Origin of the sequence: Reyranella sp. (assembly GCF_004297405.1) — a bacterium.
Taxonomy (GTDB): Bacteria; Pseudomonadota; Alphaproteobacteria; order Reyranellales; family Reyranellaceae; genus Reyranella.
Map to the genome: position 1 here is coordinate 234,640 of NZ_SCVC01000042.1, position 22,336 is coordinate 256,975.

The window sequence follows — 22,336 nt, forward strand, 5'->3', positions numbered from 1 at the left end:
ATTGTCATAGGGGCATCACGAACAAGGAGGGGAAAATGCAACGTTTGACGTGCATTGGCGCGATCCTGGGAGCGACTGTACTTTTCAGCGCCGTACCGGCGCTGGCTCAGCAGAAGACCCTGACCGTCGCGGCTTATGGTGGCGTCTGGGATTCGCATCTCCGCAAGGAAGTGTTTCCGGAGTTCGAGAAGAAGCACGGCGTGAAGGTCGAGTACGTCGCCGGCAACTCGACGGATACGCTGGCCAAGCTTCAGGCCCAGAAGAGCAACCAGGTAATCGACGTCGCCATCATGGACGATGGCGTCATGTATCAGGCGATCCAGCTCGGCTTCTGTTCGCCCATTCAGGGCCTGGACAAGGCGGAGCTCTATCCCGCGGCGCTGTTCAAGGACGATAAGGCCGTCGCCGTCGGCCAGACCGGTACCGGCTTCATGATCAACACCAAGGTCTTCAAGGACAAGGGTTGGGCGATACCGACCTCCTGGAACGACCTCAAGGATCCGAAATTCAAGAAGCAGCTTGTGATCCCGCCGATCAACAACACCTATGGGCTCTACACGCTCATGATGTTCGCGCGCATGAACGGCGGCGGCGAGAAGAGCATCGAGCCGGGCTTCAAGGTGATGAAGGCCGACATCAATCCCAACGTCCTGGTCTACGAACCTTCACCGGGCAAGATGACGGAGCTTTTCCAGTCGGGGCAGGCCAACATCGCCGTCTGGGGCACCGGTCGTGTCCAGGCCTTCGCCAACACCGGCTTCCCGGTCGACTTCATCTATCCCAAGGAGGGCGCGCCGATCCTGCTCGCCTCGGCCTGCGTGGTGACCAAGCCGTCGGTCAACCCGCTGGCGCACGAGATGATCAAGACGCTGGTCTCTGCTCCGGTGCAGACCGGCATGGCCAAGGAAATGGGCAACGGCCCGGTGAACACCAAGGTCGACGTCAATATGTCGGAGCTCAAGATGGCGCCGGTCGGCGACCGCGCAAAGCTGATCATCGCGCCCGATTGGGACGCCATCAACGCGCAGCGCGACGACTGGACTAAGCGGTGGAACCGCGAGGTGGAGCGCTAGCGCTTGGCCTTTCTCGAACTCGAGAACCTCAGCAAGGCCTTCGGCACGCACAAGGCGGTCGACGGCCTGACGCTGGGAGTCGAGAAGGGGGAGTTCGTTTCCCTTCTCGGGCCTTCAGGCTGTGGCAAGACAACGACCTTGCAGATGATTGCGGGCTTCGTCGAGCCGACGTCCGGCGCAATCCGGCTGGGCGGCAAGGACCTGCTCGCGATGAAGCCGGCCAAGCGCGGCCTCGGCATCGTGTTTCAGAGCTACGCGCTCTTCCCGCACATGACGGTAACGGAGAACGTGGCCTTCGGGCTCGAGATGCAAGGCGTCGCCGCCGCGGAGCGCACGACGCGGGTCGCGGAGACGCTGGAACTGGTCGGCCTTGGCGCCTTCACCGCGCGCTTTCCGCGGCAACTTTCGGGCGGCCAGCAGCAGCGCGTGGCGCTTGCCCGGGCGCTGGTGATCCGGCCGCAGATCCTGCTGCTCGATGAGCCGCTGTCCAATCTCGACGCCAAGCTGCGCGAAGGCATGCAGATCGAGCTGCGCCAGATCCAGCGCACGGTCGGCACCACGACCATCCTGGTGACGCACGACCAGGCCGAGGCGATGGCGCTGTCGGATCGGATCGTGGTGATGAACCAGGGCAAGGCCGAGCAGATCGGACCGCCGCACGAGGCCTATGAGAAACCGGCTACCGCTTTCGTCGCCAATTTCCTCGGCAAGACCAATCTGGTGAACGGTGCTTCCGTGCGGCCGGAGCGTATCTCCTTTGCGCCCGCCGGGCTTGCCGGCACGGTGCGTATGCGGATCTTCCAGGGCAACCACTGGCTCTATCAGGTCGACACGGCCTCGGGACTGGTGACGGTCATCCGGCAGAACACGGGCGAGACTATGCCAGGCGAAGGTGCCGCCGTGCATCTGGCGTGGGGATCATGAGGGCGGCGCCCTACCTGATGAGCCTGCCGGCGCTGGTTCTGTTTGCCGGCGTCGTGGTCGTGCCGCTCGCTATGACCGTCCTGCTCTCGTTCCACGACTGGGGCCAGTACAAGGGAATCGAGCCGGTCTTCATCCTGAAGAACTGGCGGGAAGTGCTGGGCGATTCGTACTTCCATGAAATGTTCTGGCGGACCTTCCGCATCGCCTTCTGCGTCACCTTCCTGGCGGCGCTGTTCGGCGCCCCTGAGGCTTACATCCTGAACCGCATGAAGAGCCCGTGGCGCGGCCTTTTCCTGCTGGTGATCCTGGGGCCGCTGTTGATCTCCGTCGTCGCGCGCACCTTGGGTTGGGCCTTGTTGTTTGGCGGCAGCAGCGGGTTGGTGAACAAGGCGCTGATGAACCTGGGTCTCGTCGACGCGCCACTGCCGTTCATGTTCACCGAGACGGGCGTCATCGTGGCGCTGACGCATGTGCTGATGCCCTACATGGTGCTGGCAGTCTGGGCGTCTCTGCAACGGCTCGATCCGCAGGTCGAGAACGCGGCTATTGCTCTGGGTGCGGGTCCCATCACGGTACTGCGCCGCATCGTGCTGCCGCAGGTCATGCCCGGCATCCTCTCCGGCGCCGTGATTGTCTTTGCCCTGGCCGCCAGTGCCTTCGCCACGCCCGCCATCATCGGTGGCCGCCGGCTCAAGGTCGCGTCGACGCTGGCCTACGATGAGTTCCTGAACACACTCAACTGGCCGCTTGGCGCGGCGGTGGCTGTGCTGCTGTTGTTCGCACTGGTCGCCATCGTGTGGGGCGCCAACCGGCTGGTCGAGCGGCGCTATGCGCAGGTGTTCGCATGAGCCGGAACGGTCCTCTGGCGCTCGCCTACCACACGCTGTTCGTCGCCTTCATGCTGGCGCCCATTCTGGTCGTCTGCATCGTGGCGTTCACGCCGGAAGGCTATCTGTCGTTCCCGACCGATCGCTGGTCGCTGCGCTGGTTCTACGCCATCGGCCGTTATCCTGAGTTCATCTCCGCCTTTTGGCGTAGCATCTGGCTGGGGGCTCTCTCCTCGGCCATTGCCGTGACCGTGTCGGTGCCGGCCGCTCTCGCCATTGCCCGCTATCGTTTTCCCGGTCGCGAGGCAATGACGGCGCTCTTCATGTCGCCGCTGATGATCCCGCATGTCGTACTGGGCATCGCCTTTCTGCGCTTCTTTACTGAGATCGGACTGGGCGGCACCTTCACGGGCCTCGTCCTGTCGCACATTGTGATCGTCCTGCCCTTTGCCTTGCGCCTCACTCTCGCGTCGGCGATCGGACTGGACCGCGCCATCGAACACGCGGCAGTGTCGCTTGGCGCCACGGAGTGGGTGGTGCTGAAGCGCATTACCTTGCCCCTGGTCCTGCCGGGTCTCGCCAGTGGCTGGGCGCTCGCCTTCATCAATTCGTTTGACGAAGTGACGATGACGGTGTTCATCGCCGCTCCCGGAACCGAAACTTTGCCTGTACGCATGTTCCTCTACATTCAAGATAATATCGATCCGCTGGTTACGTCGGTGTCGGCCTGCGTGATCGCCATCACCGTCGTCGCGCTGATTCTGCTGGATCGTGCCTACGGGCTGGAACGCCTGCTGGTCGGGCGGGGAGCCACGCATGGCCGCTAACGTAGGAGCCGCTGACTACGATGTCGCCGTCGTCGGTGGCGGCCTGGTCGGCGTTGCCACTGCCTGGGGCCTCGCACGCGAGGGATGCCGGGTCGTCGTACTCGACGAAGGCGACCGCGCGGTGCGGGCAAGCCGCGGCAACTTCGCGTTGGTCTGGGTGCAGAGCAAAGGGCTGGGGCTCGCACCCTATGCCGGCTGGACCATCCGCTCGTCCAACGCCTGGGGCGGCTTCTCCGATCTCCTGAAGCAGGAGACCGGTCTCGACGTCTGCTTCCAGCGGCCGGGCGGCTTCCATTTGGCCTTGTCGGAGAAGGAACTGGAGGCACGCGCCAATATCCTGAAGCGGCTGCACAACCAGCCGGGCATCGTCGACTACAAGACCGAGATCATGGACCATTCGCAGGTGGCCAGGATGCTGCCGGACATCGGTCCCGAAGTGGTCGGCGGCAGCTACTGCCCGCTCGACGGTCATGTGAATTCGCTGCGCCTGTTCCGTACCTTGCATACGGCCATCAATGCGCGCGGCGTGACCTACCTGCCGAGTCATCGGGTGGAGAGCATCGCCAAGGAAGGCGGGGAGTTCCGTCTCACGACGGCGCATGGCGAGATCCGGGCGGGCAAGGTGGCGCTGGCCGCCGGCAATGCCAACATGCGGTTGGCGCCCATGGTCGGACTGGAAGCGCCGATGCGGCCGGAGCGCGGCCAGATCGTCGTCACCGAGCGGCTGCGGCCTTTTCTAAGCTATCCTGTCGTTACCCTGCGCCAGACCGACGAGGGCACGGTGATGATCGGCGACTCCAAGGAAGAGAGCGTCGATCCGGCCGGTCTCACGATCGGCGTCAGCGCGACCGAGGCCGAACGCGCCGTGCGCCAGTTCCCGCTGCTTGCCAATGTGAACGTGGTCCGCACCTGGAGCGCTATTCGCGTCATGACCCAGGACGGCTTCCCGATCTACGACGAGTCCGAGACGCACCCCGGCGCCTTCACCGTCTGCTGCCATTCCGGCGTGACGCTTGCTGCCAACCATGCGCTCAGCATCGCGCCGATGATTGCCCGTGGCGCGCTCGACAAGTCGCTCGTCGCTCCCTTCAGTGTCCGGAGGTTCCATGTTCAAGAGGCTGGCTGACACTGGCACTGCCGTCGCGATTGTGGTCGACGGCAAGCCTGTCGCGGCACGGGCAGGGGACACGGTTGCGGCCGCGCTGCTGGCCGCCGGCATCGACCATTGCCGCACGACGCCGGTCACCGGGGCGCCGCGTGCACCCTATTGCCTGATGGGTGTGTGCTTCGAGTGCCTGGTCACGGTCGATGGCGTCGGCAGCCGCCAGGGCTGCCTGATTCCCGTGCACGACGGCATGAAGGTCGAAACCCAGATCGGCAAGCGGGAGGCCGGCCGATGACCGCTGCTTCCGATCTTGCGCCGTCTTACGACCTCGTCGTGATCGGCGGCGGGCCCGCAGGCCTCGCCGCGGCCTCGCTCGCGGCCCGCGCGGGCGTCTCGACCGTGCTGTTCGACGAGAATCCTGGCGTCGGCGGCCAGATCTATCGCGCCATCACGACGACACCCGTCGCCGATCGTGCGGTCCTGGGCGAGGATTATTGGGCGGGCGCTGAGTTGGCGTCTGAAGCCAAGGCCAGCGGTGCTCTGATCGTGAACGGCGCCACGGTCTGGAGCCTCGATCCGCAGAAGATCGTGGGCGTTTCCATCGCCGGCAAAGCGCGGATGATCGAGGCGAAGCACGTGATCATCGCCACTGGTTCGCAGGAGCGCCCGTTTCCCATTCCCGGCTGGACCTTGCCGGGCGTGATGACCGCAGGCGGCGCGCAGACCGCTCTCAAGGCGCAGGGACTGGTGCCGAGCGGCCGCACGGTCATGGCAGGCACTGGCCCGTTGCTCTGGCTGCTCGCAGCGCAAACCTTGCGCGCGGGCGGACGGATCGATGCCATCCTCGACACCACCCCGTGGCGCAACTGGCTGCAGGCTCTGGTCCATTTGCCCGACTTCGCTTTGTCGCCCTACTTCGCCAAAGGCCTGGCTCTGCTGCGTGAAGTGAAAGCGAAGGTGCCGGTGCATCGCATCGACCGGGTCGGGGCGGTAGGCAAGGAGAAGCTCAGCGAAGTCGTCTTTGCGAGCGGCGGTCGCGAGCGGCGGTTGCCGGCCGATCTGTTGCTGCTGCACCAGGGTGTCGTCCCCAACGTCAACCTCGCCAATGCGGCTGGTGTTGAACATGTCTGGAATGACCGGCAGCTCTGCTTCGTGCCAGTGCTCGATGCCGATTTCGGCAGCTCCGTTCCAGGTATCGCTGTGACCGGCGACGGTGCGGGCATCGCAGGTGGTACGGCGGCAGCCGAGCGTGGCCGTATTGCTGCCATCGCTGCGGTCCGCGCGCTGCGCCCGGAAGCGACGCTACCCGACACCCAGGCAATCCGTCAGAAGCTGCAACGCGAGGAAATGGGACGCGCGTTCCTCGATTGGCTGAACCGCCCTGCCGAATCCTTCCGTCAGCCCGAGGGAGAGACACTCGCATGTCGTTGCGAGGAGGTAACAGCCAAGCAGGTGCGCGACATGGCGCGCATCGGCTGCGAAGGGCCGAACCAGATGAAGGCCTTCCTGCGCTGTGGCATGGGGCCCTGCCAGGGCCGGTTGTGTGGCCTCACCGTCACCGAGCTGATCGCCGCCGAGCGGAAGATGACGCCTGCCGAGGTCGGCTACTACCGGCTGCGCCCGCCGGTGAAGCCGATCACCCTGGCCGAACTCGCTTCGCTGCCGATCAGCGAAGCCGAGCGCAAGGCGGTGGAGCGCTGAGATGGCCCGCACGGCCGACGTCGTCATCATCGGCGGCGGCATCCATGGCTGTTCGACGGCGCTGCACTTAGCGTTACGCGGGCTCAAGCCCATCCTGATCGAGAAGGACTATGCCGGCCGTCATGCTTCGGGCGTGAATGCCGGCGGCGTGCGCCAGCTCGCGCGCGATCTGTTGGAGATTCCGCTATCGATCGCCTCGATGGAGTTGTGGGAGCGGATCGAGGAGCTGGTCGGTGACGATTGCGGCTTTTCAAGTCATGGCACAGTGCTGATCGCGGAAAGCGACGAGGAACTGGCGGGGTTCCGCGAACGCGTCGACGATCTTCACCTGCGAGGCCTTACGCACGAGGAGCTGATCGACCGGGCCGAGCTGAAACGGCTGGTGCCGGCCGTCTCCGACTATTGCCCGGGCGGCGTGGTTTCGCGCCGGGATGGCGCAGCTGATCCCTTCCGCACGACGCAGGCCTTTCGTCGCCGCGCGGTCGAAGAGGGGGCCGAGATCATTGAGGGCGTGACGGTCACAGGGCTCACTCGCGTGGGCAGCAACTGGCGGGTCGAGACCAGCGACGGTGCATTCGAGGCGCCCAAGGTCGTGAATGCAGCAGGCGCTTGGGCCGACCGGATCGCGGCCATGTTGGGCGAGCCGGTGCCGCTCACCGTGGTGGCGCCAATGCTGATGGTGACCAGCGCGCTCGCGCCCTTCATCGAGCCCGTGGTGATTCTGCGCGGGCGCAAGCTCTCCTTCAAGCAACGCGAGAACGGCACCGTGGTGATCGGTGGTGGCCATCTCGCGACACCCTATCGCGATCGCAACGAGACGGTGATCGACTGGAATAAGCTCGCCCTCAGCGCCCGCACGGTGTGGGAGCTGTTTCCGGCGATGCACGAAGCCACGATCGTGCGTGCCTGGGCCGGTATCGAGGCCTATATGCCGGACGGCGTGCCTGTCGTCGGCCGCAGCTCGACGTCGGAAGGTATCTTTCACCAATTTGGCTTTTCGACCCACGGCTTCCAGCTCGGACCGGCCACTGGCGCGGTCATGGCCGAACTGGTGGCGACGGGATCGACCAACACGCCGATCGACGGGCTAGGGATCGAACGCTTCAGGCCGTAGTTCGCAACTGATCGTCTGGCGGTTGTTCACGAGAGCTGAAGCCGAAGCCGGGTGACGGAAGGTCCATCGCAGTTCAGGATGATCGTCGCGGAAGATCGGCGTCGACATCCTGCAACCGAAGGAGGAGGCGATCATGAAGTACCAAGGTAGCTGCTTCTGTGGTGCGGTCGGACTCGAGGTCACGGGCGCACCGGAAGCAATGGGTTATTGCCATTGCCAGTCCTGCCGATCCTGGTCGGGCGGCCCGGTGAATGCCTTTAGCCTCTGGAAGCCTGACGCCGTGCGTGTCGTGTCAGGTGCCGAGCATATCGCGACCTTTACCAAGACCCCGCTCAGCGAACGCAAGTACTGCACGAAGTGCGGTGGCCACCTGATGGCCAACCATCCGCCGCTTGGGCTCGTCGATGTCTTCGCGGCGACAATTCCGACCCTCGCTTTTGCCCCGGCAGTGCACGTCAATTACGCTGAGACGGTGCTGCGAATGAAGGATGGCCTTCCCAAGCTCAAGGACTTCCCTGCCGAGTTTGGCGGCTCGGGCGAGATGGTCGCTGAGTAGGCGCGCTGCCTGGTCGGCGTCAGGAGGCACTGCGCCAGTCGTAGCCCAGCCGCGGGAAATGTACGGTCATCTCACCGACCTCGGGATCGTTCCGTAGCAGGGCGATCTCGTGCGCGTCGATGAACGTCACCTCGCCCTCGACCCAATCCTTGGCATTGTCGGCGGGGCGGACGCGCGCGCCTTGTCCCGGCTGTGGATCGCCTTCCTGTGGCTGCGAGGGGCGCGGTGTCGCCGGCGTAGCCGCGCGCGCTTCGGCCAGTGCCTCGTCAGCGTCGATGTTCGTGCGCTTGCCGTGGCCGATTGCGGCCATGCGGTCGCGCCAAGCCAGCAGGCGTGGGTAGGGCGCAAGCTCCTGGCGGCAATCGATGTGGCGGCCGCGATAGAACCAGACGACATGATAGGTCGCAAAGTCGGCGATGCACGGCGTGTTGCCCAGCAGATAGGGGCGTCCGTCGGCCAGCATGTCGGCGATCCAGCGGATCTGCGGCCGCACGAGATGGAGATTGCGGGTCGCAGCCTTGCGTACCGCCTCGATGGAGGGCACCGGCAGGCCATGCAGCTTGGCGCGATCCTCGTGCAGACCTTCGGGCATATGCTCGGCGTTGATGCCGGACACGTAGAGCGCCGTCGGCCGCATGAACTGCTGCTCGGCCCACCAGGCGATGGCATCGGCGGCGCCTGACGTCTTCGCCGGGAAGAAGCTGGGTTCGGGCACGCGACGCTCGAGTTCCCGGGCGATCAGGCGGGTGTCACACCACACGTCGGCGCCTTCCTGCAGTACGGGCGTGCGGCGGTAACCTCCGGTCAACGGTGTCAGCTTGGGTTTGGGGTTGATCGGCGGGATCTCGACACTGCGCCAGGCCAGGCCCTTGAAGCCCAGCATCAGGCGCGCCTTCTCGGCGAAGTTGGAGAAATCGTAATTGTGCAGGATGAGGCTGGTCATGGATCTGTCCGTTGGCTGGCGGCCGGTGCGATCGGCCTGTACTCGCTACGCTCGCCGTCGAGCCAATTCAGGTCGGTCTTTCCGGCTGTTCGAAGATAGTCTTGTGCTTCGAGAAGCAGCGGATTTTGTAGATCCCGTTCCGTCAGGAGATGCCGCCTGTCCGCAACGTGACGCGCCATGAACGATGCTTCATGGGGTTGGTCGGTGTAGGCGCGGACGAGGAAAGACACATCGCCGTCCGAAAAGGTGAAGATGTCGTACTCGTAGTGATAGTCATGGAAGCCTTGGGCATCAGGCTCCGACGCGTCGACGTGATGGGAGACCTCGACCTTCACCGGTTCAGACGTCCATCACGTAGTAGACCTTCTTCTCGCGCCGCATCCCGAGACGGTCGTAGAAACGCTGCGAACCGGCATTCTCTTCGCCGGTCGTCCACAGGACGCGGGTGTCGCCGCGCTGCTTGGCGAGGCCGCGGATCGCGTCGATGAGCTTCTCTCCGACCCCGGCTGAGCGCGCGTCGCTCGTGACATAGAGCTCTTTCAGGTACAGGCCGTGTGTCAGGTTGGGGCCTGGAAAGTAGGGGTTGAGGATGGCGAAACCGACCAGTCGGCCGCCGTCCTGTTCCGCCACCAGACACAGCGTACCGCCAAGCGGCGATTCGGCCAGGAATGAAGCTCCCTTGGCGCCGGCGCCGTCGGCAACCGGGTTGCCGTAGTGGCGCTCGTGATCCTCCAGAAGGAAGGCGAGCTGGGCCTCGTCGCCGTGCCTTGCGTGCCTGATTTGCATGGCGATTCGTCTAACATCGCTGGCCCGGTCGAGCAAAGACGGTCAAAATCCTGTCATTGAAATTCGAGGACAAGGCACACGATGGACGGCGTGGTGAACATCGAGGATCTGCGCAAGCTCGCCAAAAAGCGGCTGCCTAAGATTGCATACGACTTCATCGAAGGCGGCACCGACGACGAAGTCGGCCTTGTCACCAACGAGCAGGCCTTCCGCAAGGCGCGCATCGTGCCGCGCTATCTGGTCGACGTTTCGGTCCGTGATCAGTCGACGACGCTGTTCGGCCGTACTTACTCGAGCCCGATCGGCATCGCGCCGACAGGTCTTGCCGGCCTGTTTCGCCATGGCGCCGATCTGATGCTGGCGGAAGCCGCGCGCGACGCCAACGTGCCTTTCATCATGTCGGGCTCCAGCACCGGTTCGATCGAGGATCTCGGCAAGCTGGCACCCGACCACGGCTGGTATCAGCTCTATTCCGCCAAGGACCAGGCTGTTTCGGAGGACTTGATCAAGCGTTCCGCCGACGCCGGCCTACGCACCCTGGTCTTCACGGTCGACGTGCCGGAGGGCTCCAACCGCGAGCGCAACACGCGCAACGGCTGGGGCCGGCCGCTGAAGCTAACCTGGAAGACCAAGTTCGAGGCGCTGCTGCATCCTGCCTGGATGATGCAGTGGCTGAAGCACGGCACGCCCTATTTCAACAACTGGGCCAAGTATGCCGGCCCCAATGCCACTGCCGAGAAAGTGGCCGATCTCGTCGCCTACCAGAATCGCGCGCCGATGAGCTGGAAGCATGTCGAGCGCTTTCGTGAGGTGTGGAAGGGCAATTTCGTGCTGAAAGGGATCATGCATCCCGACGATGCGATCCGCGCCCATTCATTGGGGGTCGACGGCATCATGGTATCGAACCATGGCGCGCGTCAGCTCGACCTCGCGCCGTCGCCGCTGGAAGTGCTGCCGGCCATACGCGATGCGGTCGGCGACAAGATGACCGTCATGTTCGATGGCGGCGTGCGCCGCGGTCTCGATGCCATCATCGCCCTCTGCATGGGTGCCAAGTTCGTGTTCGTCGGCCGGCCGACACTGTACGGTGTCACGGCGGGTGGCGTCGCGGGAGCTGCCAAGGCGTTGCAGATATTCCGCCGCGAGGTCGACCTCAGCATGGCCCAGATCGGCGCGACGAGCATTGCCGACCTTGGCCCGCAGTTCTTGATGTGGAAGGATGACGAAGATCTGCGCCGCAATCGGCGCTGATCTTCATTTCAACTCAAGGTCGCGCTCTCTCGCCAGACCGGTAGACGGTTCTGGTGCAGGGAGATGTGATGACTGCGGCTTTTGCGTCTATGTCCCCGGTGTTGGCCGGGGTGCTGGCCAGCCTTCTGGCAGGGCTTGCAACCGCGATCGGCGCTTTGCCCATTCTGGTTGTTCGGAAGCTCTCGGACGGGGCGCAGGATGTCATGCTGGGCTTTGCCGCTGGCGTGATGCTGGCGGCGTCGTTCTTCTCCCTTATCATCCCGGGGCTCGACGTCGCGCAGGCGCAGGGCATGACCAAGCTGGGCGCGGTCAGCCTCGTCATTGGCGGCATCCTTCTTGGGGCGACGAGCCTCTGGCTGGTCCATCGCTATGTGCCGCATGAACATTTCGTCCTGGGTCGCGAAGGGCCGCTGGCGCTGCGGATTCGGCGGATCTGGCTCTTCGTCGTCGCGATCACGCTGCACAATTTTCCCGAGGGGCTAGCGGTCGGCGTCGGCTTCGGCGGTGACGATATCGGCAAGGCTGTCGCGCTCGGGATCGGCATCGGGCTGCAGAACATGCCCGAAGGCCTTGCGGTGGCCGTCGCCCTGCTCACGCTGAACTACAGCAAGGCGCAAGCGTTTCTGGTGGCGCTTCTGACGGGATTGGTCGAGCCGATCGGGGGGCTGCTGGGGGGCGGCGCCGTCACCGTGGCGCAATCGCTGTTGCCCTGGGGGCTGGCCTACGCAGCCGGTGCGATGATCTTCGTCATCAGCGACGAGATCATTCCCGAAACCCATCGCCGCGGTTTCGAAAACCACGGCACGGTAGGTCTGATGATCGGTCTGGTGGTGATGATGTTCCTGGACGTCATGCTGGGCTGATGACGCAGGAAAGGTCGCCTCCCCCAGTCGAAGCCGGGGGAGGCGAAACGTCTTTACCTTACTGCACGACCTCGAACAGGCCGGCCGCGCCCATGCCACCACCGATGCACATGGTGACGACGACGTTCTTGGCCTTGCGGCGACGGCCCTCGAGCAGGGCGTGGCCGACGCAGCGGGCGCCGGTCATGCCGAACGGATGGCCGATTGAGATCGAGCCGCCGTTGACGTTCAGCTTGTCGTTGGGAATGCCGAGCTTATCGCGGCAGTAGAGCACCTGCACGGCGAAGGCTTCGTTCAGCTCCCAGAGGTCGATATCGTCCATCTTGAGGCCGAACCGCTTCAGGAGCTTCGGCACGGCATAGACTGGACCGATGCCCATCTCGTCGGGCTCGCAGCCGGCCACGACCAGGCCCTTGTAGATGCCGAGCGGCGTCAGGCCGCGCTTGGCGGCTTCGGCGTCGCTCATGACGACCGCAGCCGAGGCGCCGTCGGAGAGCTGGCTGGCGTTACCGGCGGTGATCCACTTGTCGGGACCCATGACCGGCTGCAGCTTGGCCAAGCCCTCAATGGTCGTCTCGGGACGGTTACCTTCGTCCTTGGTGAGCTTGGTCTTCTTCTTCGACGTCTCGTTGGTGTTCTTGTCCGTGACGAGCATCTCGGTTTCCATCGCCACGATCTCGTCGTCGAACTTGCCGGCCTGCTGCGCCGCCGCGGTGCGGAGCTGGCTCTGCAGCGAATACTGATCCTGAGCTTCGCGGCTGATGTTGTAGCGGCCGGCCACCGTGTCGGCCGTCTGGATCATCGAGTGATAGATGCCCGGCACATGCTCCTTGACCCAGGGATTGACCAGACGGTTCTTGTTGCCGCCCGGTGGGCCTTGGACCAGCGAGATCGACTCGAGACCGCCGCCGATGACGACGGTGGCCTTGTCGACCAGCACGCGCTGCGCGGCCATCGAAATGGTCTGCAAGCCCGAGGAGCAGAAGCGGTTCACCGTGACGCCCGAGACGCTGACCGGGGCGCCGGCGCGGATCGCCGCGACGCGCGCCACGTTCGAGCCGGTCGTGCCTTCCGGCGCGCCGCAGCCCATGATCACGTCTTCGATTTCGGCCAGGTCGACCTTGGCGCGCTCGGCGGCGTGCTTGATCACATGCGCGCCCATGTCGGCGCCATGGGTGTCGTTGAAGATGCCCCGGAATGCCTTGCCGATCGGCGTGCGGGCAGTCGAGACGATAACGGCATCAGCCATTTTATTTTCCTCCGGTTCGAATTGATCAGACGGTAGAGAACTTCTTGCCTTCCTGCACCAGCTTCTTGAGAAGCGGGGCGGGCTCCCAGAACGGGTCGCCGGAGGCGTCACGATACCTAAGCAGAGCATCGTGAATGGTCTTGAGACCCACGACATTGTCGGCCCACCACATCGGGCCGCCGCGATAGACCGGCCAGCCGTAGCCGTTGACCCAGATCACGTCGATGTCGAGCGCGCGCTGCGCCATGCCTTCTTCCAGGATCTTGGCGCCCTCGTTCACCATCGGGAAGAGAGCACGCTCCATGATTTCCTGATCGGAGATGGCGCGACGGGTGATGCCGAGCTTCTTCGAGGTCTCCTCGATGATCTTCTCGACCTCGGGATCGGGGATCGGCGTGCGGTCCGGCAGGTTGTACTTATAGTAACCCGCGCCGGTCTTCTGGCCGAAGCGGCCGAGCTCGCAGATCGCGTCGGCAACGTAGCCGGTGTAGCGCACGTTGCGCTTTTCCTTCTCCTTCTTGCCCTGGCGGATGCGCCAGCCCACGTCGTTGCCGGCGAGGTCGCTCATCGCGAAGGGGCCCATCGGGAAGCCGAAATCGTAGACCACCTTGTCGATCTGCTGGGGAAGGGCACCTTCCTCCATCATGTAGGCCGACTGCACGCCACGCATGCGCAGCATGCGGTTGCCGACGAAGCCTTCGCAGACACCGACCAGCACGGGGATCTTGCCGATCTTCTTGGAGAAGGACATGACCGTGGCGATGACGTCCTTCTCGGTCGCCTTGCCGCGCACGTTCTCCAGGAGCTTCATGACGTTGGCCGGAGAGAAGAAATGCATGCCGATCACGTCGCCAGGACGTTGCGTGTAGTTGGCGATCTGGTTGACGTCGAGGCCCGAGGTGTTCGTGGCCAGGATGGCGCCGGGCTTGGTGACCTCGTCCAGCTTCTTGAAGACGGTTTCCTTGACCTCCATGGTCTCGAACACCGCTTCGATCACGAGGTCGACGTCCTTGAGGTCGTTGTAGTCGAGGGTCGGCGTGATCAGCGCCATGCGCTTCTCGACATCCTCGGCCTTCATGCCGCCGCGCTTGGCGGTGTTCTCGTAGTTGGTGCGGATCGTCTTGAGACCGCGGTCGAGCGCCTCCTGAGAGGTTTCGAGCAGGGTGACCGGTACGCCGGCATTGGCGAAGTTCATGGCGATGCCGCCACCCATCGTGCCGGCACCGATGATGCCGCCGGTCTTGATCGTGCGCTGCGGCGTGTCGGACGGCACGTCGAGCACCTTGGCCGCTTCGCGCTCGGCGAAGAAGTAATAACGCTGTGCCGCCGATTCCGACGAGGTCAGGAGTTCGACGAACAGTTCGCGCTCACGCTTCATGCCTTCGTCGAACGGCAGTTCGACGGCGGCCCGCACGCACTTGATGATGTTCCACGGCGCCTTGAAGCCTCGCGCCTTGCGGGCGATCGCCTTCTCGGTCTCGGCGAAGAGGTCCGGCGATTCAAGGGTGACGCTGAGGTCGCGGATCCGTCGCCGCGGCGCCTTCTGGGCCAGCAGCACCTCGGTGTGGGCGATCGCGCCCTTCAGCAGGTCGTCACCCTCGACGAGGGCGTCGACGATGCCCTTGTTCTTGGCTTCGGGAGCGGGGATGTGACGGCCCGAGAGGATGGCGTCGAGCGCGTACTTGGCGCCGGTGAGGCGGGGCAGGCGCTGGGTGCCGCCGGCGCCCGGCAGGAGGCCGAGATGGACTTCCGGCAGGCCGAGGCGCGTGCTGGGCAGCGCCACGCGATAGTGAGCGCCCAGCGCCGTCTCGAGGCCGCCGCCCAGTGGCGTGCCGTGCAGAGCGGCCACGACCAGCTTGGGCGAGTTCTCCATGGTGGCGATGACGTCGTTCAGGTTGGCGCCCTTGGGCGGCTTGCCGAACTCGCGGATATCGGCACCGGCAATGAAGGTGCGGCCGCCGCCTATCAGCACGATGGCGTCGACGTTGGGATCCTGGGCGAAGGCGTCGATGCCTTCCTTGATACCGTCACGCACGGCCGCCGCCAGCGCGTTCACCGGCGGATTGTTGATGGTAAGAATACCGATGCGCCCCTCTGTGGAGCGGATGACTGCGTCGGACATGGACGTTCTTCCCTGATAAGTGCCGGTTCGGGGGATGGTCTTAGCAATCCCTGCGTGCCCCGCCCAGCGACTACGTGTTTCGCTTTGCGGAGAAAGGTGCATTTACACAGCCTAGCGGCCAGGAAATGCGGTCGCTATGCATCGCCGCGAAAAAAATACTCTGGAGGACATGAGGCAATGCCGAACTCAACCACGACCCGCCGCGGCTTGCTGCGCACAGGTGCAGCCGTCGGCCTGACGCTTTCGGCCCCGTCCATTGTCCGTGCCCAGGGCACCTGGCCCAGCAAGCAGATTACCATGGTGGTGAACTTTCCGGCTGGCGGCCTGACGGACGGCATCGCACGCGCCTTCAGCCAGCATGTGAGCCAGGCAACGGGGCAGCAGGTCATCATCGACAACAAGCCCGGCGCCAGCGGCAACATCGGCGCGGCGATGGTCGCCCGCGCGCCGGCCGATGGCCACACGTTCCTGCACTCGGTGTCGAGCACGCTGATTCAGAACCGCGTCATGTTCAAGACGCTGGGCTTCGACCCGGACAAGGATTTCACCATCGTTTCGGGCACGCCGTCGGGCGTGTTGCCGGTGGTCGTGCACAAGTCGGTGCCGGTGACGAACCTCAAGGACTTCGTCGGCTATGCCCGGACGAACAAGGTGAACTTCGGCTCTTGGGCGCTCGGCTCCTCGGCGCACATCTTCGCGCAGGCGCTGAACGAGAAGTACGGCCTCAAGATGGAGATCGTGACCTACAAGGGTGAAGCGCCGATGTGGCAGGACATGGGGGCAGGCTCGTTGCAGGCGGCGATGGGCAGCCCGCAGGCAATGAACGCTCTCCTGGTGAAGGGCGACGTGCGCGCCATTGCAGCGCCCTCCAAGGTTCGTGCCGTGCAGCTTCCCGACGTGCCGACCTCGCGCGAGCAGGGCTTCGACGACGATTCCTTCACCGTGTCGGGCTGGCTGGCGCTGGCGGCACCGGCCGCTACGCCCAAGGACATCGTGAAGAAGATGTCCGATCTCTGGTTTGCGGCCGCCGATTCAGAACCCGGCCGCAAGATGATGCAGAGCTTCGGTCTAGTCGAAAAGCCGCTGCAGCATGAAGAGGTGATGGTCGACTACGAACGGCTGAAGTCGACCCTCATCCCGCGCATCGTAGCGCTGGGCCTCAAGCCCGAGTAGCCACGCGCTTCACGTTTTCAGAGAGCCAGCGCGCGAGGCCGGTCATACGGGCGTCCTCGTGCTGCTGGCCCATGAGCTGGACGCCGACAGGCATACCGTCGACGCTCATCAGCGGGACCGTTACGACCGGCGCGAAGAGCATTGAACTCGGCGCGTTGAACACGAAATCGCCGGTCGGCCGCGGCGCCAGCGGCTGGCCCGGTACATCGCCCGACCAGAGTGGCGCCGGTCCGGGGCATGCGAGCGTAATCGCAGCGTCGGCCAGCGACGCCATCAAGGCATGGGTCTGCTGCGCGGTCTGGCGGGCGAGTAGAGCGGCGCGATAATCGTCCGGCGTCATCGCCTCGGCCTTGGCGAGAGTGGCTTTGGCGCGCTCGCTGACACCGGCCGGATTGTTATCGACGATGCCGCGCTGGCCCCAGCGGTTTTCCCAGCTCGTGACGCCGTTGCACACGGAGCGGCCATTGGCGATCGACCGCTCCAACGCCTCGACCAGCGGATGGTCCTTGCGTCGGATCAGGGTCACGCCTGCATCGTGGAGCTGCTTCAACACCGCCTCGAAGCCAGCTTTCGTCGCCGCGTCGACGTCCGGCCATCCCTCGGTTTCGAGCACGATCAGCCGATTGGGCTTCGCTGAAGCCGGCAGAGTCGAGGGGCCCATCAGGCCAACCGCTCCGCGATCGCCGCCGGCGCGTTGCGCGATCTCGATGGCGACCTGCCACATGTCTTCCAGGCTGCCGGCATGAGGACCGTGCGTGCTCTGGCTGGTCGCCTGACGTTCGCCGCGGTTGATGCCGCCCTGCGTCGGCTTCAGCGCGAAGTTCCCGCAATAGGCCGCGGGTCGGATGATCGAGCCGCCGACCTGGGTGCCGATCGCGGCTGGGACCATGTTGGCGCCAACAGCGGCGGCGGAACCGGAAGAAGAGCCGCCGGGCGTGCGGGCTGGGTCGAACGGATTGGTGCTGGCGCCGGGATGCGAACCGCCAAGCTCCGCCGTCACCGCCTTGGCGAGAATCACCGCACCCGCCTGACGCAGCGCCCAGACGGCCGCATTGTCGCGCTTCGGGAAATTTCCTTTGAAAGCGGCGCAACCCATCTCGGTCGGCATGTCTTTGGTTTCAAGCAGGTCCTTGATGGCAAGTGGCATGCCGTCGATCGGCGACAGCGGCTTGCCCTGCTTCCAACGCGCGGTGCTGGCATCGGCCGCCGTGCGGGCGCCGGCTTCGTTGATGGCTGTCAATGCCTTCACCACGGGCTCGCGTGCCGCGATGGTTTCCAGGCATCGTTCGAGAAAGGCGCGCGGCGTGTCGCTGCCGTCGCTGAAGCGTTGCGTCGCGTCGTGAAAGGTAAGTGGCTTGTAATCCTGATACGCGGTCATTGTCTCTTCGTCCTCGGTCGGTAAGGTCAGGATAGACCTTAGCTCTACTTCGGGCGTTTGTTCGCGTTAAACTCCGATCGTTTGAAAGGCGGCTTCATGACGACCAAGCGACCCCGCATCGAAGGATTCGCGATCGTGTCCCGCGAAGGCATGATCGCCGGCTCGGATGCCTCCTTTCCGGAGGGGCTGAAGATCCCGGGCGATCAGAAGTTCTATCAAGACTCGCTCGACCGGGCCTCGGCTGTGGCCAATGGCCGACATTCAGCGGAAGGCGGCCCGAAGGAAGCGGCACGCAAGCGCATCGTGCTGACGCGGCGAGTCGAGCGCATTGTGCCTGATCCCCGCAATGCCAATGCCGTGTTGTGGAATCCGGCGACAGCACCATTCGAAGAAGCGTGGATGAAGCTCGGCGCGCCCGAGGGAACTCTTGCGGTGGTGGGCGGAACCGACGTGTTCGGCCTGTTCCTGAATATTGGCTACGACGTGTTCTATCTCACCCGCGCGCAGGCGAGCGTGCCCCGTGGTCGGCCGGTTTTTCCGGGTGTCGGCCATGGTGTCTTGCCGGACGAGGTGTTGCAGAAACATGGCATGGTGTTGCGCAGCAGCCGCGTGGTCGACGAAGCTACCGAGACCCGCGTCGAGGAGTGGGTCGCCAAAAGCTAGAAGTCGACGACCATGCCGTCGTGAGCCGCTTCGAGGGCGATCTCACCCTGGCGGCCGAGCAGTTCGGCACTCATGTGAGTGACGATGGTGCGCTTCGCGCCGATCTCCGGCAGGTGGCGGCTGAGCGTCGTGTAGTCGATGTGGTACTTCATCACTTTGTCGAAGAAGTAGGCTTCGCAGATGAAGAGATCGGCGTCGCGGCCAGCCGGGATGAGTTCCTCGACCCATTCGGTATCGCCCGAGTAGGTGAGCACCTTGCCCTCGGTCTCGATCCTGAGTGCGTAGGACGGCGCGCCGCTATAGTGCTTCATCAGGTAGGGCGTGACGGCGAGCCCATCGAGCTCGACTCTTTCGTGTAGTTCGAGTTCTCGGATCTCCAAGGCGAACTTGCGCTCGACCTTGGTGGAGCCTGCGAACATCGCCTCCATGACGATCATCAGCCGTTCCCGGAAGCCCGGCGGTCCGGCAAGGACGAGCGGCGCGGTGCGGCGGCTGACGAGCTGCGCGTCGAGCAGGAAGAAGGGTAGGCCGCCGAAATGGTCGCCATGCAGATGGCTCACCAGCACGGTCGAGATGCCGTTGGGATCGACACCCCATTTGCGGATCGCCACCATGGAAGAAGCGCCGCAATCGACTAATACATTGCCCTGTTGAGCGCGTTCGAGATGGAAGCAGGTGTTGAACCGTCCGCCGCTGCCGAAGGCATCGCCCGACCCGAGGAACTGAAGACGCATAAACTACCGACTATGTTCGTTCTTACGGCGCCTGCTCGAGGCTCGACACTTCGTTGGTGAGCGTCGTGCGGCGCATGTCGCGGACTTCCTTGGAATTGAAGCGCCGCGCGCGATGCATGGTGACGCGATTGTCCCATATCACCAGGTCGAACGGCCGCCAGACATGTGCATAGACGAACTGCCGTTGCGTCGCGTGCTCGTTGAGATCGCGCAGGAAGGCACGTGCCTCCGGTACCGGCCAGCCTTCGATCTCGCCGGCATGGCTTGCGAGATAGAGTGAGAGGCGTCCGGTGTTCGGATGGCGTCGCACGAGGCGCTGGCGCACGGGCGCCCATTTCAGCCGCTCGGCCTCGGTGAAGTCGTCGAAGCCCAGCATGCCGCGTGAATAGATCTGGCTGTGTCGGCAGATGAGATCGAGCACCTCGTGCTTCGTCTCTTCATCCAGTGCATCGTAGGCCGCCCGCATGTCGGCGAACTCGGTGTTGCCGCCGGCCGCCGGGATCGTGCGAGCTGAGAGGAGGGAATACTTGGCAGGCACATCCTTGAAGGAGCTGTCGGAATGCCAGAGCAGGTTGCCCAGGCTGAACAGCCGGCGGCGGTCGTCGCGCGCCAACACGTTGCCGTTCACATCAAGGTTGGAGATGTCGTTTAGGTCCATGCTCATGCGCCGCTGTTCCGGCGGCATGATGTCTCCGGTCGCCTGTTCAAGCGGCCCGAGCTGGCGGCTGAAGACGAGCTGTTGCTCGTCGTCGAGACGCTGGTCGTGGAACACCAGCACGCCGAACTGATCCATGCCGGCATGGATGGCCGTCACCTCTTCATCTGAGAGAGGACGGGTGAGGTCGATGCCCGACACCTCGCCGGCGAAGAAGGCGCGGTTCACGGGATCGATGGGGCGAATGTCGATCGTCATGATGGGCCGAGCCTAGCGCGAGTCCGGCGGGACGGCGAGGGAGCCTGGTCGGGTCTTGGGCAGGGCGGACCACTCTGCGAACAGGCGGCCATTGTTCTGGTCGAAATGTTCGTCCAGCACACGGGAGGCCGCGATCCGTTCGACGCGGAAATTGCGGTAGTCGCCGCGCAGCTCACACCAGGCGCCGACCAGCGTGACGTCGACATAGTAGGCCATGGCGATCGGCCAGATCGTGCGGTTGGTGCGCCGGCCCCCTTCATCGGCGTAGGCGATGTAGAGCTTCCGGCTGTCGCGAATGGCGGCGCGGATCTCGGCGAGATCGACGCCTTGTGCTTCGGCCGCCATGCCTGGCGAGATGTAGACCGGCGGGGCAACGACGTGGCTGCGCAGGCGCTCCGGCAGTACGACAGAGACCTTGGCCAGAACGGCTTCCGCCGCTTCCTGCAGCTTGGGATCGCGCAGGCGGTGGACCAGTCGGGCGCCGACCGCGATGGCCTCGACCTCCTCGACGGTGAACATCAGCGGCGGTAAGTCGAAACCCTTGCGCAGGACATAGCCGATGCCGGGCGCGCCTTCGATCGGCACGCGCCGAGCCTGCAAGGTGGCGATGTCGCGATAGACGGTGCGCGGCGTGACTTCGAGGTCGGCCGCCAGCGCCGCCGCTGTCACCGGCCGGCTGGCCGTGCGCAGACGCTGGATGATGTCGAACAGTCGGTCTGAGCGGCGCATTTTCTTCCATTTCTTCAAGAGCTTATCACTACTGACACAACGTTGTCAGGAGGGAGTCAGTAAGTGTCCCTGGCATCCACCAAGGAGAAAGCCGCCATGACCACTCCCACCGCCAGGGTCGAGATCTCGTCGCCCTCTGTGCCTGCGTTGGCGAAGTTTGCCGCGCGCAACAGCGTCCCGGTTTCGCCCGTCGTGCGGGCTGGAGACTGGGTCTATGTCTCGGGCCTGCCGCCGGTGAATCCTGAGACAGGCGCCTACGACATCCTGCCGATCGACCAGCAGACGCGCCGCGTTCTCGAGCACCTGAAAGCCTGTCTCGAAGCGGCAGGCTCCGCGCTCGACCGTGTCGTCAAATGCACGGTTTATTGCTCGAACCCGGCCTATTTCGCGACCGTCAACGCGATCTATGCGGAGTATTTCGTCGATCACAAACCGGCGCGCGTATTTCTCTGCACGGCGGGATGGTTCGGCCCCTTCGACATCGAGATCGATTGTGTCGCGCTCGCCAAGTAGGGATGCGTGGGTCGGCACGCCGCTGCTGTTGGCGTCGGCCATCGCCTACAGCAGCGCCGGCTTCTACACGCGGCTGATCGAGGTCGACGCCTGGACCATGCTGTTCTGGCGCGGGCTGTTCGCCGGTCTGTTCCTCGTCGGCATGGTGGCGGTACGCGAACGTGGTCGGATCGTATCGGCCGTCCGGGCGATCGGCTGCGACGGCCTGCTGATTGCCCTCTGCTCGGCGCTCGCGACCGTGTGCTTCCTCAATGCGCTGAAACTCTCGACCGTGGCCGACGTGATGGTGATCGACGCCACCATCCCCTTCGTGACGGCAGGCTTCGCCTGGCTGATCCTTGGCGAGCGCGAGGATCAGATCACGCTTCTGGCGACGCTCGCGGCGCTGGCCGGTGTAGCAGTGATGGCAGGTCCGGCAATTGCCGGCGGCCGGCTGCTGGGCGACCTGTTCACCTTCGCCATGGTCGTGCTGATGTCGATGGTGCTGGTGCTGATCCGACGCAATCCGAGCGTCAGCATGATCCCGGCTCTCGGCCTCTCGGCCTTTCTCTGCTCGTTGATCGTGCTGCCTTTTGCCCATCCGCTTTCGATCAGCGGTCAGAGCTTCGGTCTGCTGGCGCTGTTCGGCACCAGCCAGTTCGGCCTCGGCTTGCTGCTGCTGGCCTTGGGCACGCCGCTGGTTTCCGCGACGCGCGGCGCCCTGATTGGCACCTTGCAGACACCGCTTGCAGCCCTGTGGGTCTGGCTGGCCTTCAGCGAGGCGCCAGCCATTGCCACGCTGATCGGCGGGGCGATCGTCATGGCCGCCGTGGTGGCAGATGTGGCGCTGCCCCGTCGTCTGATCCCGCACCTGCCTTGACGGGCGGGAGGGGAGAGATTACGTTTGAACAGT

The 22,336-nt window shown here is 64.5% G+C and carries 24 protein-coding genes; 15 read left to right on the top strand and 9 right to left on the bottom strand.

The features are described from left to right. The first annotated feature begins 35 nt into the window (after positions 1-35). The 9 genes from EPO50_RS27290 (at position 36) to EPO50_RS27330 (ending at position 8,127) form a co-directional block, all read left to right on the top strand. On the top strand, positions 36-1,073 hold the full coding sequence (locus EPO50_RS27290; protein WP_296349488.1) for an ABC transporter substrate-binding protein: 1,038 nt from the start codon (positions 36-38) through the stop codon (positions 1,071-1,073). A gap of 3 nt (positions 1,074-1,076) precedes the next feature. Next, positions 1,077-1,997, top strand: a complete 921-nt coding sequence (locus EPO50_RS27295; RefSeq protein WP_296349489.1) for an ABC transporter ATP-binding protein — start codon at positions 1,077-1,079, stop codon at positions 1,995-1,997. Further along, positions 1,994-2,845 (top strand): ABC transporter permease, encoded by an 852-nt coding sequence (locus EPO50_RS27300; protein WP_296349491.1) that lies wholly within the window; start codon positions 1,994-1,996, stop codon positions 2,843-2,845. Before EPO50_RS27295 ends, EPO50_RS27300 begins: the two co-directional genes overlap by 4 nt. Then, on the top strand, positions 2,842-3,651 hold the full coding sequence (locus tag EPO50_RS27305) for an ABC transporter permease (RefSeq protein WP_296349493.1): 810 nt from the start codon (positions 2,842-2,844) through the stop codon (positions 3,649-3,651). The genes EPO50_RS27300 and EPO50_RS27305 overlap by 4 nt, the downstream gene beginning before the upstream one ends. Beyond that, positions 3,641-4,777 carry an FAD-binding oxidoreductase gene (locus tag EPO50_RS27310; protein ID WP_296349495.1) on the top strand — a complete coding sequence of 379 codons (1,137 nt, stop codon included), beginning with the start codon at positions 3,641-3,643 and terminating at the stop codon, positions 4,775-4,777. Before EPO50_RS27305 ends, EPO50_RS27310 begins: the two co-directional genes overlap by 11 nt. After that, positions 4,758-5,051: a (2Fe-2S)-binding protein gene (locus EPO50_RS27315; protein WP_296349497.1), complete on the top strand. Its 294-nt coding sequence runs from the start codon at positions 4,758-4,760 to the stop codon at positions 5,049-5,051. Before EPO50_RS27310 ends, EPO50_RS27315 begins: the two co-directional genes overlap by 20 nt. Then, the gene (locus tag EPO50_RS27320; RefSeq protein WP_296349499.1) at positions 5,048-6,457 is read left to right on the top strand and encodes an NAD(P)/FAD-dependent oxidoreductase; all 1,410 of its coding nucleotides are present in this window, start codon (positions 5,048-5,050) and stop codon (positions 6,455-6,457) included. Before EPO50_RS27315 ends, EPO50_RS27320 begins: the two co-directional genes overlap by 4 nt. A gap of 1 nt (position 6,458) precedes the next feature. Further along, on the top strand, positions 6,459-7,571 hold the full coding sequence (locus EPO50_RS27325) for an FAD-binding oxidoreductase (RefSeq protein WP_296349501.1): 1,113 nt from the start codon (positions 6,459-6,461) through the stop codon (positions 7,569-7,571). Positions 7,572-7,704: 133 nt separating this feature from the next. Continuing rightward, positions 7,705-8,127, top strand: coding sequence for a GFA family protein (locus tag EPO50_RS27330; RefSeq protein ID WP_296349503.1), 423 nt, complete (start codon positions 7,705-7,707; stop codon positions 8,125-8,127). A 19-nt stretch (positions 8,128-8,146) separates the two neighbouring features. Here the strand turns inward: EPO50_RS27330 and EPO50_RS27335 are convergent, their stop codons facing one another. From EPO50_RS27335 to EPO50_RS27345, 3 genes are read right to left on the bottom strand one after another with little or no spacing between them, the layout of a single operon-like run. Then, positions 8,147-9,070 (bottom strand): glutathione S-transferase family protein, encoded by a 924-nt coding sequence (locus tag EPO50_RS27335; RefSeq protein ID WP_296349505.1) that lies wholly within the window; start codon positions 9,068-9,070, stop codon positions 8,147-8,149. Further along, positions 9,067-9,405, bottom strand: coding sequence for a hypothetical protein (locus EPO50_RS27340; RefSeq protein ID WP_296349507.1), 339 nt, complete (start codon positions 9,403-9,405; stop codon positions 9,067-9,069). The genes EPO50_RS27335 and EPO50_RS27340 overlap by 4 nt, the downstream gene beginning before the upstream one ends. 4 nt (positions 9,406-9,409) lie before the next feature. Further along, complete coding sequence (locus EPO50_RS27345) at positions 9,410-9,856, bottom strand: GNAT family N-acetyltransferase (RefSeq protein WP_296349509.1); 447 nt, start codon at positions 9,854-9,856, stop codon at positions 9,410-9,412. An 81-nt stretch (positions 9,857-9,937) separates the two neighbouring features. Here EPO50_RS27345 and EPO50_RS27350 point away from each other — a divergent pair, with 81 nt between their 5' ends. Both EPO50_RS27350 and EPO50_RS27355 read left to right on the top strand, forming a co-directional pair. Then, a complete protein-coding gene (locus EPO50_RS27350; protein WP_296349511.1) occupies positions 9,938-11,107 on the top strand; it encodes an alpha-hydroxy acid oxidase in 1,170 nt (389 codons plus the stop codon). Between the two features lie 98 nt (positions 11,108-11,205). After that, positions 11,206-11,970 (top strand): ZIP family metal transporter, encoded by a 765-nt coding sequence (locus EPO50_RS27355; RefSeq protein ID WP_296349679.1) that lies wholly within the window; start codon positions 11,206-11,208, stop codon positions 11,968-11,970. Positions 11,971-12,028: 58 nt separating this feature from the next. Here the strand turns inward: EPO50_RS27355 and EPO50_RS27360 are convergent, their stop codons facing one another. Beyond that, complete coding sequence (locus tag EPO50_RS27360) at positions 12,029-13,219, bottom strand: acetyl-CoA C-acyltransferase (RefSeq protein WP_296349513.1); 1,191 nt, start codon at positions 13,217-13,219, stop codon at positions 12,029-12,031. A 25-nt stretch (positions 13,220-13,244) separates the two neighbouring features. Further along, complete coding sequence (locus EPO50_RS27365) at positions 13,245-15,341, bottom strand: 3-hydroxyacyl-CoA dehydrogenase NAD-binding domain-containing protein (protein ID WP_296349515.1); 2,097 nt, start codon at positions 15,339-15,341, stop codon at positions 13,245-13,247. Between the two features lie 177 nt (positions 15,342-15,518). Between EPO50_RS27365 and EPO50_RS27370 the strand changes: the two genes are divergently transcribed. Further along, positions 15,519-16,514 (top strand): tripartite tricarboxylate transporter substrate binding protein, encoded by a 996-nt coding sequence (locus EPO50_RS27370; protein WP_296349517.1) that lies wholly within the window; start codon positions 15,519-15,521, stop codon positions 16,512-16,514. Here EPO50_RS27370 and EPO50_RS27375 read toward each other — a convergent pair. Further along, complete coding sequence (locus EPO50_RS27375) at positions 16,501-17,892, bottom strand: amidase (protein ID WP_296349519.1); 1,392 nt, start codon at positions 17,890-17,892, stop codon at positions 16,501-16,503. The two genes, EPO50_RS27370 and EPO50_RS27375, sit on opposite strands and share 14 nt — an antisense overlap. A gap of 96 nt (positions 17,893-17,988) precedes the next feature. Here EPO50_RS27375 and EPO50_RS27380 point away from each other — a divergent pair, with 96 nt between their 5' ends. After that, positions 17,989-18,555 carry a dihydrofolate reductase gene (locus EPO50_RS27380; RefSeq protein WP_296349520.1) on the top strand — a complete coding sequence of 189 codons (567 nt, stop codon included), beginning with the start codon at positions 17,989-17,991 and terminating at the stop codon, positions 18,553-18,555. On the opposite strand, the gene EPO50_RS27385 is transcribed toward EPO50_RS27380, so the two are convergent. Genes EPO50_RS27385 through EPO50_RS27395 form a run of 3 tightly spaced genes read right to left on the bottom strand, consistent with a single transcriptional unit; the run spans position 18,552 to position 20,931 of the window. After that, entirely contained in the window at positions 18,552-19,289 is a 738-nt protein-coding gene (locus EPO50_RS27385) for an MBL fold metallo-hydrolase (RefSeq protein WP_296349522.1), read from the bottom strand. The two genes, EPO50_RS27380 and EPO50_RS27385, sit on opposite strands and share 4 nt — an antisense overlap. Before the next feature lie 22 nt (positions 19,290-19,311). After that, a complete protein-coding gene (locus EPO50_RS27390) occupies positions 19,312-20,202 on the bottom strand; it encodes a TauD/TfdA family dioxygenase (RefSeq protein ID WP_296349523.1) in 891 nt (296 codons plus the stop codon). A gap of 12 nt (positions 20,203-20,214) precedes the next feature. Next, positions 20,215-20,931 (bottom strand): YafY family protein, encoded by a 717-nt coding sequence (locus tag EPO50_RS27395; protein ID WP_296349525.1) that lies wholly within the window; start codon positions 20,929-20,931, stop codon positions 20,215-20,217. A 96-nt stretch (positions 20,932-21,027) separates the two neighbouring features. Here EPO50_RS27395 and EPO50_RS27400 point away from each other — a divergent pair, with 96 nt between their 5' ends. Beyond that, positions 21,028-21,444 (top strand): RidA family protein, encoded by a 417-nt coding sequence (locus EPO50_RS27400; RefSeq protein ID WP_296349527.1) that lies wholly within the window; start codon positions 21,028-21,030, stop codon positions 21,442-21,444. Next, positions 21,425-22,303, top strand: coding sequence for a DMT family transporter (locus EPO50_RS27405; protein WP_296349528.1), 879 nt, complete (start codon positions 21,425-21,427; stop codon positions 22,301-22,303). The genes EPO50_RS27400 and EPO50_RS27405 overlap by 20 nt, the downstream gene beginning before the upstream one ends. The last annotated feature ends 33 nt before the right edge of the window (positions 22,304-22,336 follow it).

Bases quoted from the DNA above. Each gene is read 5' to 3' on its own strand.
- EPO50_RS27325 (WP_296349501.1), top strand. From the start codon at position 6,459: ATGGCCCGCACGGCCGACGTCGTCATCATCGGCGGCGGCATCCATGGC.
- EPO50_RS27365 (WP_296349515.1), bottom strand. From the start codon at position 15,341: ATGTCCGACGCAGTCATCCGCTCCACAGAGGGGCGCATCGGTATTCTT.
- EPO50_RS27390 (WP_296349523.1), bottom strand. From the start codon at position 20,202: ATGACGATCGACATTCGCCCCATCGATCCCGTGAACCGCGCCTTCTTC.
- EPO50_RS27330 (WP_296349503.1), top strand. From the start codon at position 7,705: ATGAAGTACCAAGGTAGCTGCTTCTGTGGTGCGGTCGGACTCGAGGTC.
- EPO50_RS27375 (WP_296349519.1), bottom strand. From the start codon at position 17,892: ATGACCGCGTATCAGGATTACAAGCCACTTACCTTTCACGACGCGACG.
- EPO50_RS27290 (WP_296349488.1), top strand. From the start codon at position 36: ATGCAACGTTTGACGTGCATTGGCGCGATCCTGGGAGCGACTGTACTT.
- EPO50_RS27320 (WP_296349499.1), top strand. From the start codon at position 5,048: ATGACCGCTGCTTCCGATCTTGCGCCGTCTTACGACCTCGTCGTGATC.
- EPO50_RS27370 (WP_296349517.1), top strand. From the start codon at position 15,519: ATGCCGAACTCAACCACGACCCGCCGCGGCTTGCTGCGCACAGGTGCA.
- EPO50_RS27335 (WP_296349505.1), bottom strand. From the start codon at position 9,070: ATGACCAGCCTCATCCTGCACAATTACGATTTCTCCAACTTCGCCGAG.
- EPO50_RS27380 (WP_296349520.1), top strand. From the start codon at position 17,989: ATGACGACCAAGCGACCCCGCATCGAAGGATTCGCGATCGTGTCCCGC.
- EPO50_RS27305 (WP_296349493.1), top strand. From the start codon at position 2,842: ATGAGCCGGAACGGTCCTCTGGCGCTCGCCTACCACACGCTGTTCGTC.
- EPO50_RS27315 (WP_296349497.1), top strand. From the start codon at position 4,758: ATGTTCAAGAGGCTGGCTGACACTGGCACTGCCGTCGCGATTGTGGTC.
- EPO50_RS27400 (WP_296349527.1), top strand. From the start codon at position 21,028: ATGACCACTCCCACCGCCAGGGTCGAGATCTCGTCGCCCTCTGTGCCT.
- EPO50_RS27345 (WP_296349509.1), bottom strand. From the start codon at position 9,856: ATGCAAATCAGGCACGCAAGGCACGGCGACGAGGCCCAGCTCGCCTTC.
- EPO50_RS27385 (WP_296349522.1), bottom strand. From the start codon at position 19,289: ATGCGTCTTCAGTTCCTCGGGTCGGGCGATGCCTTCGGCAGCGGCGGA.
- EPO50_RS27350 (WP_296349511.1), top strand. From the start codon at position 9,938: ATGGACGGCGTGGTGAACATCGAGGATCTGCGCAAGCTCGCCAAAAAG.
- EPO50_RS27310 (WP_296349495.1), top strand. From the start codon at position 3,641: ATGGCCGCTAACGTAGGAGCCGCTGACTACGATGTCGCCGTCGTCGGT.
- EPO50_RS27300 (WP_296349491.1), top strand. From the start codon at position 1,994: ATGAGGGCGGCGCCCTACCTGATGAGCCTGCCGGCGCTGGTTCTGTTT.
- EPO50_RS27360 (WP_296349513.1), bottom strand. From the start codon at position 13,219: ATGGCTGATGCCGTTATCGTCTCGACTGCCCGCACGCCGATCGGCAAG.
- EPO50_RS27395 (WP_296349525.1), bottom strand. From the start codon at position 20,931: ATGCGCCGCTCAGACCGACTGTTCGACATCATCCAGCGTCTGCGCACG.